Genomic DNA, 17,777 nt, shown 5'->3' with positions numbered 1-17,777 from the left:
CTTCAACCCTACTTTGCGTAAAATGGCGGCTGTTAAAACGTACCTGATTGAGCAGGCAAAAAAGCTGTTAACCAAACGACTATATCTGTCAAACCGGGAATTGCTGAACTTTCTGGATGGCAATGAAGAAGTATTAAAACAGCTGCGGTTTGCGCTGATTCAGGAGGGCTTTGCGGAGGATGAAAAGCAGCTGGGAATAAAATTAAATCAGAGCGGTTCGCGCCGGGACGATTTTGATATTTTTATCAGCTACGCCCGTAAAGACTCGGCGTACGTCGAGAAGATCGTCGATAAAATCCGGGAAACCCACGCGCTGTATTCTCCTTTTCCGCTCCGTTTATTTCTTGACAAAGATGAAATTAAGGGCATGGACGACTGGGAGCGGAAAATCCTGGAAGCCCTGAAATCATCGAAAGTGATGATTGCGGTTTTGTCGCCCAATTATTTCGGGAGTCCGTATTGCCAGAAAGAATGGCAGCATTTTGTTGATCTGGAAGTTGAAAAAGCCCTGGTGGGCGAAGCGGTTTCACCTTTGTACACCATCACGATTCCGGAATACGAAACGATGGTTCAGCAGTCGGATGCGTGGAAAGAAGACGTTAAAAAACGCCAGTTCAGTGATATCCGGGACTGGTGGAAAGAAGGGCTGGAAGAAAGCATTGAGCGCAGCATCAATAAGGTATTCGAAGAACTGGATAACCAGATGGACCGACGCATCATTCGGTCCGAACTTCAGGCGCTTTCGAAGGCATCCTTCAATTCCTCAGTGCCGCCCCACAATCCCAATTTCGTTGGCCGGACGGATCTGCTGCGAAAGGTACGGACGAGTTTACAAACCAAAGCAACCGGAACGATTGTGGCCCTTCAGGGTTTGCCGGGTATTGGCAAAAGCTCGGTCGCCTATGAATATGCCCACATCAACTACGCGTACTACACCGGAGGGGTGTTTTTAGTCCGGGCCGCTTCGCTGGCCAACCTGCGGGATGCCATCATTGGGCTAGCGCCGGATTTAGGATTGGATATTACGCACATGACCAACCTTGATCAGGCTCACAAAACCGTGCTTCATCAGCTCAATGAACGCGGCAAAGTGTTGATTCTGTTTGATAACCTCGATCCGGAAAAACTGGCTATGTTTAGCCGGTCCGAACGAAATACCTATCTGCCTTCCTCCAATAATATCCATATCTATGTAACGACGCGGGCGGCCGAAAAAGACCTTGAATCGATCGGATTGGAGGTGTTGAATGTCGATAAACTGGATCAAAGGGCATCGATTAGTCTCCTCTCTAAATTTAAAAGTTTCATCGACGAGGAAGAATTACAGGCGGCCCGGAAAATCGTCGAACTCCTGGACGGCTATCCCATTGCGCTGGAAATTGTCGGATCGTACGTCTGGTTTTGCCGGGATCGGAATTTGACGTATGGGCAGTATTATGCCGACTTAAAAGCCAGAAACCTCACGTTTCTCGACAAATCCGGGGCTGAAGGTCCTGATTTAGCCAACAGTCATCAGAAAGTATTCAGTGAACTACTGAAACCATATTTCCTGAATCTTGACATTCACCAGAAATTCATTTTGAAATTCTGCACGGAATTATCGCCCGATTCCATTCCTGAATGGTGGTTGGAAGATGTGTACCTGGCCACGCTTCTAGCCTGCAAAGCCCTATTTGTCGATCATGCCGACGTCGCGGAAGTGATCGAGCTGCGAACGAAATTATTCCCGGCCATTGAAAACATTGAGGAAGATCCGGAAGTCAGGGAAATCGTAGCCTATTTCTCCCGGACCACGGATACCCTGGAAGAGACCTTTGCGAAATCGATCCGAAAACTGAAGGGCTTTCAGTTGCTCAATACGACGGCCGAAACCGGTATTTTAGCAATGCATCGGCTTATTCATTCCAGCATCCAGCCCGAAAAAGAGGATCACCGATTTAAAGAAGATATCTACCAGTATATTTTTACAAAATGCGAAAATCTGATCAATAAAAAACTGTGGTTTAAGAAAGAACACCAGCGGGATATCAACGCGCTGATGAGTTTTTTGGAATACAAAATCCCTACGCAGGGCTATCAATATTGGGGGGCCATCATCGCCATTTCGGCGGCCTATCTGGAAATCGGGGATGTGTTTAAACCTAAAAATCTATTGGAAAAACTGTATGCGGTTTTGTATACATTCGATTCCCGGATTTTTGTTCTGAACAAGCTAAAGGATTTGTACCGTAAAACCGGTGAAATAGAAGAAATTAAACGCTGTGAAGCGGAAATTAATAGATTGACAAGACTGCTCGAGGAACATAAACCAAAATCATCCGGGGATGAGAATGAGGAACGGTTTTTAGAAGAAATCCGGCAGGTTAATGAGCATTATCAAAGTGGTCGTTGGGACGAAGGGATTGAATTGTGCCGGCGGATCATCCCCGCCTATGAACAGCAGGACCTGTCCGACGATCGGCACAAGCTGGGGTTGGCGGATTTGAAAAATACGTACGCTATCCTGTGTTCCCGGAAAGGTCTGATGGCCGAGAGCATTCAGCAGGAAAAAGAGTCCATTCGGCTTATCGAAGCCGTTTATCCGGACGGAGCCCCGGTTCTGGCAACGAAATATCTGAATCTGGCGGCCACGTACAGCCAGGTAGCGGATGAAGAACAAATCCGGGTTAACCTGAATAAGGCTTCTTTCCAGATTGAAAAGTATAGCCTCCAAAACTCCTTTTTATACGCTATTTGGCTGAAATTGTCCGCTATTTTAGAAGCTGATCTGAACGTCGCCCTTGACCTCACCAAAAAAAGCATTGCGATCATGGTGGACCTGATGGGGCCAGACACCCCAGAACTGGCCCACAGCTACCGACAGCTGTGCGTTTACGAGACCACATCTGGGAATTATAACGCAGCGTTGGACGCCATCGAAAAAGCGATTCAGATTTTTGAAAAGGTGTACGGTGAAACGCATCCGGAGCTGATTGGGCTGTACATTGAACTGTACAAAACGATGTGTTTGTACCATACCAGTGATGAAGTGCTGGAGCGGGTTGAACAACAGGAAAAAACCTACCGTGAGCAGGGAGTCCATTTCCCCAATACGTCAATGATGGCTTTTCGCATGCAGGAAACCGGGGTGTTTCTCAAAATCGGCGAATTGCTCAAAGGGAATAATCTTCCGGAAGATACCTTCTTTTTCGGTGAACTGCATTTAATCACCGGCATGACCCAGTTAAAAAGGCGCATGATTGTGGAGGGAATTCAAAGCCTGGGTTTTTCGTACATCGTCTTTGGTAGGGCCATCGGTGAAGAAAACCCCCACACCCAGGCTGTTCTGAAGCGATTGGAAGGGGAGTTAAGCAATCACATCGAATTACTTTACCAGGAAAACACCTACCTTGAGGTCTATTATTTTTTAATTGAAGTTTACAAGGTGTTGTTCCCGGCTTTAGGAATGGAGCACATTCTGATCAGGAAAGTGACGAATTTGCTGGATCGGATCATTCAGAATCATTTTGAGGACTTTCCCGACGAGATACAAGAAAATCTGATGAAGAGTGGCTTAGTACAGGGAAGCAAAAAGGATGAGGAACCGAAGCCGGATGAACCACCCACCCGGAAAGGGTTTTGGGGCAAAATCAAAAATGCGTTCAACTGAGTACTGACCCAATCCGGGAAGCCCGCTGTCCAACCGTTGAAGCCCATTTTAGATCCTTGTTTCCGAACGGCTCGCTAATTTTTTCTCAATTCAGAAAAATATTTACGCAATTCGTAGGGGGATTTATCCGTTTGAGTGTCTTCCCGATGGTTGCCGTAGATACGGGTTAAGCGAAAGAATAGTAGATTTGCCGGATAAACTGACGCAACTACGTGCAACTGACCGATCAGGAACTGATTCATGCGATACGACTGGGCAACGAGCCCGCGTTTGAGGCCGTGTTCCGGCAGCACTACGCGTCGTTGTGCCAGTATGCCCGCACGTTTCTGCACGATTGGGATGATGCCGAAGAAGCCGTGCAGGCGGTTTTTCTGGCCGTTTGGGAAAAACGCGATAGCCTGGAAATTACGGTGTCGCTCAAATCCTACCTGTACAGGTCCGTACACAACCGCTGTCTGAACCGCATCCGGCATTTGTCGGTGCAGGCCGAACACCGCGAGCAGGCGGCTTACGAGGTAGAACTGTATCAGTCCAGTGCGGAGGCTCCCATGCAGGCGCTGGTGGCCGACGAGCTGTCCGATCGCTTGCAGGCCGCCATTCAGCGCCTGCCCGAACAGTGCCGGTTGATCTTTACGATGAGCCGGTTTGAGGAACTGAAATACCAGGAAATTGCCGATCAGCTCGGGCTTTCCATCAAAACCGTGGAGAACCAGATTGGCAAGGCCCTGCGTATTTTACGAACGGAACTGGCCGACTATCTGCCGGTTTTGTGGTTATTATTTTGGATGGACTAAACGAACAGCGAAGGGCGACAGGATTGATAAATTTGGGTAATGGTCTAACTACTTTTAACTATTTTCAGAGGTCCTAACGTCTACCGTCAACAAAAATTAAATGCCTGATCAACCCGAAAACCGAATCGACGACGACCTGCTGGGCAAATACCTGGCCGGGGAGACCGATGCTGCCGAGTCGGAGCGGGTTCGGCGCTGGCTGAATCAGGAGAACGCCGAACGGCAGGAATTTGACCGGTTTGAGCGCATCTGGAACACCGCCGGTCAACTCAAGCCCAAAACCGACTCCCCCGCGATTCCGGTCAATACCGATGCGGCCTGGCAGAAAATGCGGTCCAAAATGCGAACTGCCTCCGCCCCCGGTGCGGAAGTGGCCGCTCCGGAACCGCCCGGCCCGGAACCCATCGTAAAACCGCTGCCCGTCGCGCCCGTCCACCGAAAAGCCAGCTGGTGGCAATCGCCGGTTTGGGCCGTGGCGGCCATGGCGGTTTTGCTGTCGGGATTGTTGTGGTTTTTCCTGAAAGAACCCGGGCGGGTGCCGGTAGCCCAGCTGGCAGCGGTTTCGAAAGACCAGAAAATTGAGAAACTATTGCCCGATGGCAGCACGGTTTTATTGAATAAGGACAGTAAACTGACGTATCCCGAACGGTTTGCCGACAACAGCCGCGAGGTTGAATTGACGGGTGAAGCCTTTTTTGATGTAAAACCCGATCCGTCCAAACCGTTCCGGATTCACGTTCGGAACACCACCGTTCAGGTGCTGGGCACCTCGTTCAGCATTCGGGCCTATTCGCCGGACGTTCGCGTGGCGGTTCGCACCGGAAAGGTGAAGTTTTCGGCGCATGACAAAGAAGTTACGCTGGTCAAAAACGAACAGGCGACCTTTAAAGCCGCGAACGATACGCTGATCCGGGCGCTGAAATTAGATGCCAACGCAATGACTTTCAGAACCGGGCAGTACAATTTTGAAGTGGAGCCGTTGAGCAAAATCATTGAAACGCTCAACGAAGTGTATCACGTTGACATTCACCTGGCCAACGAGCAACTGGGCCGTTGTCCGTTTACGATGAGTTTCGGAACCGAAAATCTGGAATTCGTTTTGAAATTAACGGAAGAAACAACCGGTTTACACATTCGGAAGGATGGCGATCGGTTGATACTCGACGGCAAACCGCCGTGCCAATAACGCAAGCACAAAATCTGAATGCTTCCTGCGTAGGGGTAACGCCTTTTTTGGGTGTCCATTCCCCATATGTACCACGTTACGATGTGCCCGATCCGTCTCTTTTTGTGCCTGATTTGCTTTGGTCTGCTGCGTTCAGCCAGTGCCCAGTCGATTCCGCCCCTCGAACGGGTCGTTTCGGTTGATTTTACCAACGAACGGCTGGATAACGCCTTGAAAACCATCAGCAGTAAAGCCCAGTTTTCCTTTGCTTACAACGCCACCATCATCAATCCGGGCAGCCCGCTGAGCCTGCGGACGACCAATTCCGTTCGGGCCATTTTGAACCAGATTTTTCGGGGAACGATGACGTATAAGTCGCGCGGTAACCACATCATTCTGCAGAAAGTGGAAGCTCCCGACGAACCGCCCAAAAGCTTTATTCTGGATGGCTACATCACGGACCGGCAAACGGGTGAGAGGGTGAGTCAGGTCAGTATTTACGAAAAAACCACGCTGGCATCGACGGTTTCGAATCCGTACGGCTATTACCGCATCAAATTATCGACGGCCATTCCGTCCGTTAAACTGGAAGTACGCCGGAAATATTATTTCTCGGAAACCGTTTCGATCAACGCCCGCCAAACGCACAAACTCGACATTGGACTGACGCCTTTGCCATCGCAAACGGCCTTACAGCCCCTCACCGCCCGGGTGTCGATTGACACGACCCGCCCCACGGTGATCATCGCCCAGCCCGTGGCCGTCACCATTCCGGTCGATTCGACCCCCGCGCCCCCGGTTTCTCCCTCGCAGGCCGCCAAAATCTGGGACCGCAGCAAGTCGGTTCTGTCCGAAACCAAAGACGATTTTGCCGATTGGTTTACATCGACCCGGCAGGCCATCCACGACGCCAACCTCGAAGGCGACACCATTTACCGGGATATGCAGTTTTCGCTTTTTCCCTTTGTCGGCACGAACCACACCCTGAGCGGCCGGGTCATCAACCAGTATTCGTTCAACCTCGTAGGCGGTTACTCGCTCGGCAATACCATGCTGGAAGTGGGCGGTTTTCTGAACATGGTGCGGGGCAATGTGGGGGGCGTGCAGGTGGCCGGTTTTGCGAATGTGGTGGGTAAAGACGTCTCTGGCGTTCAGGTGGCCGGTTTTTTCAATGGTTCGGCGGGCGAGGTGCTGGGTGTTCAGGCGGCCGGTTTTGGCAATACGGTGATTGGATCGGTGCGGGGGATTCAGGCCGCCGGTTTTTACAACATGACGCTGGGGGCCATGCCGGAAAGCATTCAGGCGGCCGGTTTTGGCAACATCGTGCTGGGCCAGATGAACGGTTTCCAACTGGCCGGTTTTACCAACATTGCCGCCCGCTCGATGAACGGTTTTCAGTTGTCGGGCTACGGTAACATCACCGGCGGCAATATGTCGGGTTTTCAACTGGCCGGCTTTACCAACATTGCCATCGGCGACCTGACGGGCTGGCAGATCAGCGGTTTTCTGAACTACGCTACGAACGTGGTTCGGGGGCACCAGCTTGCGATTGTGAACATCGCCGGTTCGTCGGAAACCACGCCTTTCGGCTTGTTCAGTTACGTGCACCGCAACGGCTACCGGCGCCTGGAAATCTCGACCGACGAGGTGATGACCACCAGCCTGACGTTTAAAACCGGCGTTCGCCGATTCTACAACATTTTTACGGGGGGCACCAACTTCGGTCAGGCCGGGAAGCCGCTCTGGAGCCTGGGCTACGGGTTTGGCACGGCGGTGGACCTCCGGCGGGGCTGGATGCTGAATTTCGATCTGACCGGGAGCGTGCTGAGCGACGTAGACCGGTATTACTGGGACGCCTGGAACACCCACGTCCGGCTGGAGATGGGCATCGAGAAAAAAATTTCCCGGCGGCTGGCGCTGTCCATCGGGCCGTCGGCCAATCTGTTCCTGAGTGATTATTACCGCAGCAAACCGACCACCCGGATCGACGTGCCGCTGTTTACCAATTCCAGCAACATTTTTAACACCTTTTCCACGGGCTGGGCAGGTTTCCGGATTGGGCTGCGGATTTGCAATCCGTAACGGACCCAAACGCAAAAAAACGGTCGGCAAGGTGGGAATTGTCGGCCGTTTTTGTTTGGTTTGAAAAAACACCTTAATTCTTTCCAATCGAATGACCGAATCAAGTAAGAATTTTCTCTACGCCTATTTGAACAATGCCTCGCCCACGGGTTTCGAGTCGTCGGGGCAGCAAATCTGGCTGGATTACCTTCGACCCTACATTGATGAATACATTGTCGATACGTACGGCACCGTCGTCGGCGTCATCAACGGTGGCCCGGATTTGGCCGATCAAAAACCGTATAAGGTGGTCATTGAGGCCCATTCCGACGAAATTTCGTGGTTTGTTAATTTTATTTCCGACGACGGCTATCTCTACGTCCGGCGCAACGGCGGTTCCGACGCCCTGATTGCGCCCTCGATGCGCGTCGATCTGCACACGGCCAACGGCATCGTCAAAGGCGTTTTCGGCTGGCCCGCCATTCACGTGCGCGATCTGGCGAAAGATGCCGCCCCGAAAGTGACGGACCTGTTCATCGATGTGGGCGCGCAGACCAAGCAGGAAGTGCTCGATATGGGCATCCACGTTGGCACGGTTTGCACGTTTTCCGACGGGCTGTTCGAGTTGAACAACCGCTACTACGTGGGCCGTGCGCTCGACAACCGCATGGGCGGTTTTATGATTGCCGAGGTGGCGCGTTTGCTGAAAGAAAACAACGTTCAACTGCCGTTCACGCTGTACATTGTCAACGCGGTTCAGGAGGAAATTGGCTTGCGGGGTGCCGAAATGATCGCCCGCCGGTTGAAACCGGACCTGGCCATCATTACGGACGTGACGCACGATACGCAGTCGCCCAAATACGACAAGAAGGAGCAGGGCGACCTGAAAGCGGGCGGTGGTCCGGTGATCTGCTACGGCCCGGCGGTGCAGAACAAGGTGCGGGATTTCATCATTCAGGTGGCCCAGGACAAGGAAATTGCGTTCCAGCGCCAAGCCGTCAGCCGCTCGACCGGCACCGACACCGATTCGTTTGCGTACGCAGCGGAAGGCAGTGCCTCCGCCCTGATTTCACTCCCGCTGAAATACATGCACACGACGGTCGAAACCGTGCACATGGACGATGTTCAGGCGGTTATTCAACTGATTTACGAAACCCTGCTGGCGGTCAACGGCGACGAAGATTTCCGGTATTTAAAATAATCGACCTTCTTCTGAAAACCGCCTGTTCCAGCCGTGGAACAGGCGGTTTTTCGTTTTTAAAAATCTGGAGATTTTATCGAAACAGCCGCTTTACGTCATTATTATCAAATTGTTAAGATTGTGTAAGCCTGACGGCGGTTTTGTTAAGCCATTGTAAATTTGTAGGGTTATCACTCTCTCATCTATGAAACGGCTCCGCGTCGTTTTTGGCCTGACGGTCAGCTTTTTCCTGCTCTCGTTGTCATTTTCGTTCGCTCAGACGTCACTTACTCCCTCGACGCCCTGGGGCTCCTGGTTCTTCGGCACGGTGCAGCTGCCGGGTGGGGACGACAAATGGGGCGGTTTTGCCGAAGTGCAGGCGCGGAGCAATGCGGTTTTTCAGCAATTTTTCTACCGGGAGTTGAAAGGCGGGATCAGCTACGATCTGAGCCAGCATTTTACCTTTACGCTGGCGGGCGGTCAATACGCGACCTACGATTACCGCGAGCTTTCGGACGGCCCGCTGAATTCAGAAAAACGGCTCTGGCAGCAACTGGTGGTCAATCAGCATCTGTCCCGGCTGAAATTTGAACACCGCTACCGCATCGAACAACGCTGGTTTACCAACCGCGACGGCTCGACGCCGTTCCGCAACCGGATTCGGTACCGGCTGAATTTATTTGTGCCGCTGAACAAGCCCACCATCACGACCGGTACGGTTTTTCTGTCCCTTTTCGACGAATTGTTCCTCAATCCGAAAGGGCCCACCTTCGAGCGAAACCGGGTCTACGCGGGCATCGGCTACCAGCTAAACAAACACTGGATTGTCCAAACCGGCTGGGTGAACCAGACCAACTACAGTCCGGCCAGTTTTGAGAAAGGCATTTTCACTCCCCAATCGGCGACGGGGAAGAACAATATTCTGCTGTCGCTGACCTATCGCCTGGCGACCAAAAAGAATGCGGGTCCGTCCAACAAACTGCCGTCGCAGGCCGATTGATCAGGCCAGAATCGGTTTAACCACCTTGCCGGCCACATCGGTCAGGCGGTACCGGCGCCCCTGAAATTTAAACACCAGTTTTTCGTGGTCGAGGCCCAGCAGGTGCAGAATCGTGGCCTGCAAATCGTGAACGTGGACGGGTTCTTTGACGATGTTATAGCTGAAGTCGTCGGTTTGTCCGTAAGTCAGGCCTTTTTTGATGCCGCCCCCGGTCAGCCAGACCGTAAAGCAGCGCGGGTGGTGATCGCGGCCGTAATTATCCTTGGTGAGCTTCCCCTGCGAGTAGTTGGTCCGGCCAAACTCGCCCCCAAAAATCACCAGCGTATCGTCCAGCAACCCCCGTTGTTTCAGGTCTTTCACCAGAGCCGCCGTCGGACGGTCCACTGAATCGGCCATGATTTTAATGTCCTTGGGCAAATTGCCGTGCTGGTCCCAACCCTGGTGGTACAATTGAATAAACCGCACGTCCTTCTCGGCTAATTTCCGCGCTAGCAGGCAATTGGCGGCATACGTACCCGGTTTTCGGCTTTCGGGGCCGTACAGATCGAAAATGTAATCCGGTTCTTTGGACAGGTCGAGTGTTTCGGGTACCGACGTTTGCATCCGGTACGCCATCTCGTACTGCTGCATCCGGCTGTTGAGTTCGGGGTCGAGGACGTGTTTATACTGATCTTCGGATAATTTGGCCAGGTAATCCAGCATCATTCGCCGGGACGTTTTATCGACGCCTTCGGGGTTGTTGAGGTAAAAGATCGGATCGGGACCCGAGCGGAAAACCACGCCCTGGTGCGTCGACGGAATAAACCCGTTGCTCCACAGTTTGGCGTAAAGCGGTTGGTCGCCGTTTCGGGCGCGCGAGAGCAACACCACGAACGCAGGCATATTTTTATTTTCCGAACCCAGGCCGTAACTCACCCACGAACCCATCGAAGGCCGTCCGCCAATCTGGTTGCCGGTTTGGATGAAGGTAACGGCGGGGTCATGGTTGATGTGCTCGGTATGCATCGACTTGATGAAGCACAGCTCATCCACCATCGTCGCGTGGTGCGGCAGCAGTTCACTAACCCAGGCCCGGCTTTTGCCGTACTGCGCAAATTTGTAGACCGATGCCGCCAGCGGAAACGAGGTTTGCCCCGCCGACATCCCCGTTAGTCGCTGCCCCTGCCGGACGGATTCGGGCAGGTTCTGACCCCACAATTGTTCCAGTTTGGGCTTGTAATCAAAAGTTTCCAACTGCGAGGGCGCCCCGCTCTGCAAGAGGTAAATGACCCGTTTTACTTTCGCCGGAAAGTTGGGCAGACCCAGGCCCGGATCGGAAGTTGCAGCCGCTGCCGGCTGGGGCAGCAAGGCGGAGAGAGCCGCGGCACCGAGGCCCAACCCGCTGCTGTGCAGAAAGGTCCGGCGGCTCATCTGGTCGTGGATGCGGTCTTGCAACTCGTTGGTCATGGCATTTACCGTTTAATCGTCGCTTCGTCGTAATTCAAAATCGTATTGGCAACCAGCGTGTAAGCCGCCAGCTCGGGGCCGTTTAACCCCAGATCGCGCCCGTACTCCCCGGTTTTCAGCAGTGATTCGGCCTGCTCCGGTGCTTTGACAAAACGTTGGTAAGCAACCCGGTACAAATCGTTCATCAGGGCCAGCTCGCGCGGTCGGGGGTTTCGGGAAATGGCCGCCAGAAAGAATTGCCGGATGCGCGCGCTGGGATGGGCTGCAGACCGCATGGTCCGCTGAGCCAGCACCCGGGCGGCTTCCACAAACTGCGGGTCGTTGAGGGTCACCAGCGCCTGCAGGGGTGTGGCGGTTTTCTGCCGTCGGACGGTGCACAAACTCCGGTCGGGTGAGTCGAAATTGAGCATCATCGGCGGGGGACTGGTTCGTTTCCAGATCGTGTATAGGCTGCGCCGGTACAGGCTGTCGCCGTGCTGCTGGACGTATCGGATCGTATTGCGGGTGGCCAGGGCTTCCCAGATTCCGGCGGGTTGGTAGGGGTAAACGCTGGGGCCGCCGATTTTTCGCACCAGCAAGCCGCTGGCGGCCAAGGCATTGTCGCGTACCTGCTCGGCGGAAAGCCGGTAGCTGCCACCCCGGGTCAGCCATTGGTTGTCGGGGTCGCGCTCAAGTTCCGCCGGGGTGGCTTTGGACGATTGCTGGTAGGTGGCCGACAGCACCAGTCGTCTGATGAATTTCTTGGTGTCCCAATTTTCTTCCCGAAACTGAACCGCCAGCCAGTCGAGCAATTCGGGATGCGTGGGCAAATCGCCCTGGCTGCCAAAATCTTCCTGCGTTTTGACCAGGCCATTGCCAAAATAGTTCTGCCACAACCGGTTGACCATCACCCGGGCAAACAACGGATTGGACTCATCAAGCAGCCACTGCGCCAGTCCCAGCCGGTTTTGCGGATAATTGGCGGGGAGCTTGCCCAGGCGAAGCGGAGTCTGGGCTGTGACCGGCGAACCCGGCGCGTCATACACCCCCCGGTTCAATAGAAAGCTTCGGCGTCGCTGAGGGGCGGGCAACTCCTGCATCACCATCACCTCGGGAATATCGGACAACACCGCAATTTCCCGCCCCCGCATATCGGACAGGTGTTGCCGTGTCCGGGCAAACAGCGAATCGGCCGTCAGCAGGTAATGTTCAAGAAGGGTCTGGCGTTGCTGGGCGGTGCGTTGGGCCGCCGGAATCCGGAGTAAACCAGTAACCGGATCGGGGCGGCCCGAAAGCCATTGAACTTCCAGTTCCGACAGTCGCCGGTTGTAGATCCGGAGTTCGTCAACGCCCATGTCGTGCAGCGTTTTTTCCTGCGAATCGTGACCCAGCTCAAAACCGTAAAACTTGCCCTGTTTGTTGGAGTTGAACTCGCCGTGCAGCAAGCCCTTCGTCAGGTGGTCGGTGATGACGGTCAGGTGGGCAGGTTGGCCGTCCACGAAAAACCGCACCCCGGTAGCTTTGGCACTACCGTCGTAGGTCAGCGTCAGGTGTTGCCAGCGGTTGAGGTGGAGTTTATTGGTGGTTTTCAGTTCAATGCAATTGGCGGGCCAGACGTAACTGAGCAAAACCGTGAGCGTCTGGTCCGGATTCAGTTTAACCGAATAGCCCCGGTAGCCTTCATTGGCGTAATTGGTCCGGCGAAAAACCGCCCCTTCCACGCCCTTCTGCATCGGGTTAACCCAGATGCTGACGGAAAATTCCTGATTCCGCTCAAAATTCAGGCCTTTGCCAAATCGTTTCGGTGATTCCACCAGCTTGCCGTCGAGCCGATCCACTTTTTCCGAGAGAACGCCAATGCCGCAATCGCCCCGCAACGCCAGCGCCTGACCGGTTTTTCCGGGCATCGGCACCGGTTTTCGCTCCTTATCACCGGTTACAAAAGCCGTGAATTCCTGCTGTCCCCGGTTTTCATACCGCTCCTTGATTTCGGAGTCCAGCGGCAAATAAACCAGCAAACCCTGATTCAGCGTCGAATCGGTCGTCGGATGCGAAGCCCATTTCGTGAAGGCTGTTTCATAGCGCGCGGGTTGCAGGCGGTTTTCGATTCGCTGGAGGCTGGTTCGAATCAATTTTAGCGTCTGTTCGGCCTGTTCGGACGGAAGCATCACCGTGGGGCAGGCTTCACCGTTGTGCGTGATCTGGCCGGTTTCCTTGTTCTGGTTGAAAAACGCAAACAGCGAGTAATAATCTTTCTGACTGATCGGGTCGTATTTGTGGTCGTGGCAGCGCGCGCATTCCATCGTGAGTCCGAGAAACGCCTTGCCGAAGGTGTTGGCGCGATCGGCGACGTATTCGGTGCGGTATTCTTCCGGAACAATGCCGTTTTCACCGCTCTGGGCGTGCAGCCGGTTAAAAGCCGTCGCCAGAATTTTCTCCCGCTGCTCCTGCGGTTTTGGCGAAACCGGCATCAGATCACCGGCCAACTGATACTGCACAAACTGATCGAACGGCAGGTTCTGGTTGAACGATTTGATGACCCAGTCGCGGTACGGAAAGGCGTTGCGCATCGGGTCGTCCTGGTAGCCCTGCGAGTCGGCAAACCGGGCCAGATCCAGCCAGCTGACGGCCTGTTGTTCCCCGTAATGCGGAGATGCCAAGAGCCGATCCACCACCCGCTCGTAGGCATCGGATGCCGTGCTTTTTTCAAACGCTTCGACCTCGGCGGGCGTGGGGGGCAAACCCGTCAAATCCAGATAAAGCCGGCGAAGCAAGGTCGTTTTTTCGGCTTGGGGAGACGGTTTCAGCCCCAGCTCCTTCATCTTTGCCAGCGTAAACCGGTCGATCTCGTTGCGAACCCAGGCGGTTTCTGCGTCCGACGCCAATCCCCAGCGGGCCAGAATAGTTTGCCCAACGCGCGGCACCGACGGCTTTTCGATTTTCGTCAGCGACCAGTGTTCCTTGTATTCCGCTCCCTGCTCGATCCATTTGATGAGCGTTGCTTTTTCGTCGGCGCTTAGCGTCAGGTTCGACGCGGGCGTGGGCATCATTTCTTCCGGGTCGTGAGTCAGAATGCGCTTCACCAGCTCGCTTTTGGCGATGCTGCCCGGCACGATGGCCCGGCGACCTTTCTTGTTTTCGAGCGTGGCTCCTTCGAAGTTCGCCAGTTGTAAACCGCCTTCAATCTTGGCTTTGTCGGGTCCGTGGCATTTAAAACAGCGGTCCGAAATGATGGGTCGGACGTGCCGGTTGTAGTCCACCGTTTCGGGCGTTTTCTCCAGGGCCAGACGCACATCCTCCGGAAGCGGGTCCGACTGACATCCCACCAACCCCAAAACCGCCAGAATTACCAGGAAGCCAATTGTTTTCATGCGCCAAAAACCGGATGGGCCCACGGGTGAATGTGTCGCTTATTATACTAAGTTGCGCCCAGTATCCAAAGAAGAAACCGGAGCGTTCTTACTACTGTATAACCCTGATTAGTGGAAAAAAGCAGGCTCAATGGCTGATTGGACCGGCAGACTCGCCGTGTTTTTAATTCATCCGGCCTGCGCGCTGCTGGCTCCGTGGTGGCGTTTCCGGATTATGTTCCGGACGCCTGGTTCGCGATTGCAGACCCCCGCCGAAGCGCCGTAAATTGTACGTAAAGCTGAGCAGAAAATACCGGTTCAGGACGCGGCTCGTCGTTTCTTCCGTGTAGGTTTCCGTGACGTTTCGGTTTACGCTCCGGTTTTGATTCAGTAAATCGTAGACCTGCAACCGCAGTTCGCCCTGTTTATTTTTGAAAAACTGCCGGGTTAAGGCCACATTCCAGAGCGCAAAATTCTGCACCGATCCCGCCGATTTTCCCGAATAATTTTGGTACGTAAGGTCGGTTGTAACAACCAGTCGGCCGGGCAATTGATAATACAAATCACCGCTGACGGATTTCGTGAAGTACGCGGTATTCTGATTGATTAGCAGAGAGTATAAAATCGTCTGATAATTGATATTTCCACTGAGGCCAAATTCCAGGGTTTCGTCATAGTTGGAATTGATTCGAGCGCCCTGGCTCAGCGTCCAGTTCTGAGAGCGGTTCAGCTGGCTATTGACCAGACTGACACCCCGGTTAAAGTTGATAGTACTCGTCAGGTTCACGTTGGCTTTCAGCGGCTGCAACCGCCGACCGAGGGCCAGAAAGGCGTTTACGTTATAATAACCGTTCGTGTTGACGGGCTGGCTGGTCTGCGCGCCCTGATTGGTGAATGAGGTGGAATTTACGATTTTATGGTTGGTTTGGGTGGCATTCAGCATCGCAAAAACGGAGCGGGACGTCGCCTGTTGAAAGGCGTTGTAGTTCAGCGAAACCGTGTGGCTGTATTCCTGTTTCAGGTTCGGATTGCCCAGCCGGATGTTCAGCGGGTTGGTGTTGTCGGGCACGGGCTGTAACTGCGCGACGGAAGGAGCATTAGTCCGACTCCGGTAATTGAACCGTAAGGTCCGGTTTTTACTGAAATTATACGTGAGCAGGGCGTTGGGGAGAATGTTCGTAAATTGTTTATGAAATTGCGCATCTGCTGTCTGGTTATCGCTTCTCAGGTTCGCCTGTTGCACCTCGAATCCCAGTGTATACGAATACTTTAACCGCTTGGTTTGCAAGGACGAGCCGACGCGATTAGTCTGGTACGTATTCACAAAGGTATTACTCAAAACTGGATTAAAAACCGTGTATGCCTCACTGATTTCATCGAAGTTGTTTACCGTTCGGTTGGAAGTATTGCGGTTGTTGGAATAATTGTAGTGAAACGCCAGTGTTTTGCTGAGCGATAACGGTTCGGTATAGGCCAGATTAACTGTATTCGTTACCGATTTGCTCGTCTGTTCATTCCGCTGGTTGATGTTCTGATTGGCGGGTCCGCCGGTTGCGCCATAAAATGCATTGGTTGATTGATTGTAGCCCTCGGTCGTCTGGTTGTTGACTGCCATGTTCCAGTTGAGCGAAAGCGTCCGGCCTTTGCGCCTGAATTTGCGCATCAGCAAGGCATTGTTGTTGCCCGAAATTCCGCGGCCGCTCGAATGGTAGCGGGTGTTGCTCGTGTTGATCAAATTGGCCGAATCGAGTTCCTCCACGCTGCCACTGGCGGCATTCGTCAGCGTTTGGGCCTGGTTGATGCTTTGGTAGGAAGAATGCTGAACCGTAAAACCGGGTTGAACGCGCAGGCTCGTCAGCGAATCGATCTGGTACGTAAACCGCATGTTCAACCGGTGGCTGGTCGTCTGGTTCCGCGACCGGCTGCTCTGGTTGACCAGGTATGCGGTGTCGGGCAGGGCGTAGTGCCGACGGCTCTCCTCATCGGTCAGGGTGTTGAGGTCGTTCAGGAAGTAACTGGCGGTCAGGTCGGCTTTCTGGCCCCATTCGTCGCGGTAGTTCAGGCCCCCGGCCAGCGTCCGGGTGATGGCGTTTGAGTTGCCGCCAAAACCGCCCCCGCCGTTTCCTGCCCCGCGACCACCCGAGACGATCAGGCCACCCCCGCCAAAATTAGCGCCCAATCCGGCCCCTCCGCCGAAGAGGCTTTGCCCCGTAAAGCCCTGCTGGTTGATGTTGTTGGCCTGACCGATCAGCGAAATCTGCCGGACGCCGTTGAAGCGGTTCAGGTTCAGCCGGGCGGCATACCGAACGTCGTCGTTGGTTTCGTTGGGACCCGCGCCAAGCGACTGCTGGCCAAAATAACCTTTCCGTTTGTCCTTTTTCGTGACCAGGTTGATGGTTTTACTCCGGTCGCCGTCGTCGATCCCCGAAAACTGCGACTGGTCGGACTGCTGATCGTAGAGCTGAACTTTGTCGATGATGTCGGCGGGCAGGTTGCGGGTGGCCATTTTCGGATCGTCGCCGAAGAACGGTTTGCCATCAACCAGCACTTTTTTCACTTCCTGGCCCTGCGCCTTGATCGTGCCGTCGCGCTCGACCTCCACCCCCGGCAGCTTCTTCAGCATGTTCTCGACCATCGCGTTGGGCTGCGTCTTAAACGAATGGGCGTTGAACTCAACCGTATCCGATTTAATCGTGATCGGCGGGCCTTCCTGTTTCACCACCACTTCGTTGAGGTTGACGGGCTGCGGGCTTAACTCAAAGGTTCCGGCCTCCGTCAGCGGTTTTTCGGCCGAAATTGTCAGGCGTTTCGACTGGTTGCGGTAGCCTACGTAGGTGATCAGGATGCGGTACGGGCCGACGGCCACTTTGTTGAACGAAAACTCACCCTCGCCGTTGGTCGTCATGAACCTGACAACCGACGAATCCCGCACCGAAAGCAGCGAAACCGTGGCTTCCATGAGCGGTTTTCGCGTGGTGGAGTCGATCACATTTCCCCGCAACTGCGATTGGGCCAGCGTCGCCGTCAAGTTGATCAGAAGCAGGAAAACCGGGAGAAGGAAACGCATGGGAGGGTGGTGTTTTGTAGGGTACGCTACACGGTTTTCTGTTTTCGGTATACGGTTTTTGCCCGGTCAATGCTTGAGTGGTACCG

General features: G+C 53.9%; 9 protein-coding genes. 6 read left to right on the top strand and 3 right to left on the bottom strand.

Annotation, left to right across the window (positions count from 1 at the left end):
• Nucleotides 1–22: 22 nt before the first annotated feature.
• The 6 genes from ACYVHX_RS12415 to ACYVHX_RS12390 all read left to right on the top strand — a co-directional run bounded on the left by ACYVHX_RS12415 (nt 23) and on the right by ACYVHX_RS12390 (nt 9,849).
• Nucleotides 23–3,649, top strand: a complete 3,627-nt coding sequence (locus tag ACYVHX_RS12415) for a toll/interleukin-1 receptor domain-containing protein (protein ID WP_460671964.1) — start codon at nt 23–25, stop codon at nt 3,647–3,649.
• Between the two features lie 212 nt (nt 3,650–3,861).
• Nucleotides 3,862–4,443 (top strand): RNA polymerase sigma-70 factor, encoded by a 582-nt coding sequence (locus ACYVHX_RS12410; RefSeq protein ID WP_460671963.1) that lies wholly within the window; start codon nt 3,862–3,864, stop codon nt 4,441–4,443.
• 100 nt (nt 4,444–4,543) lie between these two features.
• The gene (locus ACYVHX_RS12405) at nt 4,544–5,629 is read left to right on the top strand and encodes a FecR domain-containing protein (RefSeq protein ID WP_460671962.1); all 1,086 of its coding nucleotides are present in this window, start codon (nt 4,544–4,546) and stop codon (nt 5,627–5,629) included.
• Nucleotides 5,630–5,710: 81 nt separating this feature from the next.
• Entirely contained in the window at nt 5,711–7,690 is a 1,980-nt protein-coding gene (locus ACYVHX_RS12400; RefSeq protein WP_460671961.1) for a peptidase associated/transthyretin-like domain-containing protein, read from the top strand.
• Between the two features lie 91 nt (nt 7,691–7,781).
• Complete coding sequence (locus ACYVHX_RS12395) at nt 7,782–8,870, top strand: M20/M25/M40 family metallo-hydrolase (RefSeq protein WP_460671960.1); 1,089 nt, start codon at nt 7,782–7,784, stop codon at nt 8,868–8,870.
• A gap of 184 nt (nt 8,871–9,054) precedes the next feature.
• On the top strand, nt 9,055–9,849 hold the full coding sequence (locus ACYVHX_RS12390; protein ID WP_460671959.1) for a DUF2490 domain-containing protein: 795 nt from the start codon (nt 9,055–9,057) through the stop codon (nt 9,847–9,849).
• Here ACYVHX_RS12390 and ACYVHX_RS12385 read toward each other — a convergent pair whose 3' ends face one another.
• From ACYVHX_RS12385 to ACYVHX_RS12375, 3 genes are all read right to left on the bottom strand, one after another.
• Nucleotides 9,850–11,295 carry a DUF1501 domain-containing protein gene (locus ACYVHX_RS12385; RefSeq protein ID WP_460671958.1) on the bottom strand — a complete coding sequence of 482 codons (1,446 nt, stop codon included), beginning with the start codon at nt 11,293–11,295 and terminating at the stop codon, nt 9,850–9,852.
• Nucleotides 11,296–11,300: 5 nt separating this feature from the next.
• Nucleotides 11,301–14,645, bottom strand: coding sequence for a DUF1553 domain-containing protein (locus tag ACYVHX_RS12380; RefSeq protein ID WP_460671957.1), 3,345 nt, complete (start codon nt 14,643–14,645; stop codon nt 11,301–11,303).
• 163 nt (nt 14,646–14,808) lie between these two features.
• Complete coding sequence (locus ACYVHX_RS12375; RefSeq protein ID WP_460671956.1) at nt 14,809–17,691, bottom strand: TonB-dependent receptor domain-containing protein; 2,883 nt, start codon at nt 17,689–17,691, stop codon at nt 14,809–14,811.
• Nucleotides 17,692–17,777 lie beyond the last annotated feature (86 nt).

It is taken from the genome of Larkinella ripae (assembly GCF_054780775.1).
This window is presented reverse-complemented; position numbering and strand designations above follow the sequence as displayed.

Excerpts from the sequence above, each read along its gene's own strand:
- ACYVHX_RS12415 (WP_460671964.1), top strand. The coding sequence starts at position 23 with ATGGCGGCTGTTAAAACGTACCTGATTGAGCAGGCAAAAAAGCTGTTA.
- ACYVHX_RS12405 (WP_460671962.1), top strand. The coding sequence starts at position 4,544 with ATGCCTGATCAACCCGAAAACCGAATCGACGACGACCTGCTGGGCAAA.
- ACYVHX_RS12400 (WP_460671961.1), top strand. The coding sequence starts at position 5,711 with ATGTGCCCGATCCGTCTCTTTTTGTGCCTGATTTGCTTTGGTCTGCTG.
- ACYVHX_RS12395 (WP_460671960.1), top strand. The coding sequence starts at position 7,782 with ATGACCGAATCAAGTAAGAATTTTCTCTACGCCTATTTGAACAATGCC.
- ACYVHX_RS12390 (WP_460671959.1), top strand. The coding sequence starts at position 9,055 with ATGAAACGGCTCCGCGTCGTTTTTGGCCTGACGGTCAGCTTTTTCCTG.
- ACYVHX_RS12385 (WP_460671958.1), bottom strand. The coding sequence starts at position 11,295 with ATGACCAACGAGTTGCAAGACCGCATCCACGACCAGATGAGCCGCCGG.
- ACYVHX_RS12380 (WP_460671957.1), bottom strand. The coding sequence starts at position 14,645 with ATGAAAACAATTGGCTTCCTGGTAATTCTGGCGGTTTTGGGGTTGGTG.
- ACYVHX_RS12375 (WP_460671956.1), bottom strand. The coding sequence starts at position 17,691 with ATGCGTTTCCTTCTCCCGGTTTTCCTGCTTCTGATCAACTTGACGGCG.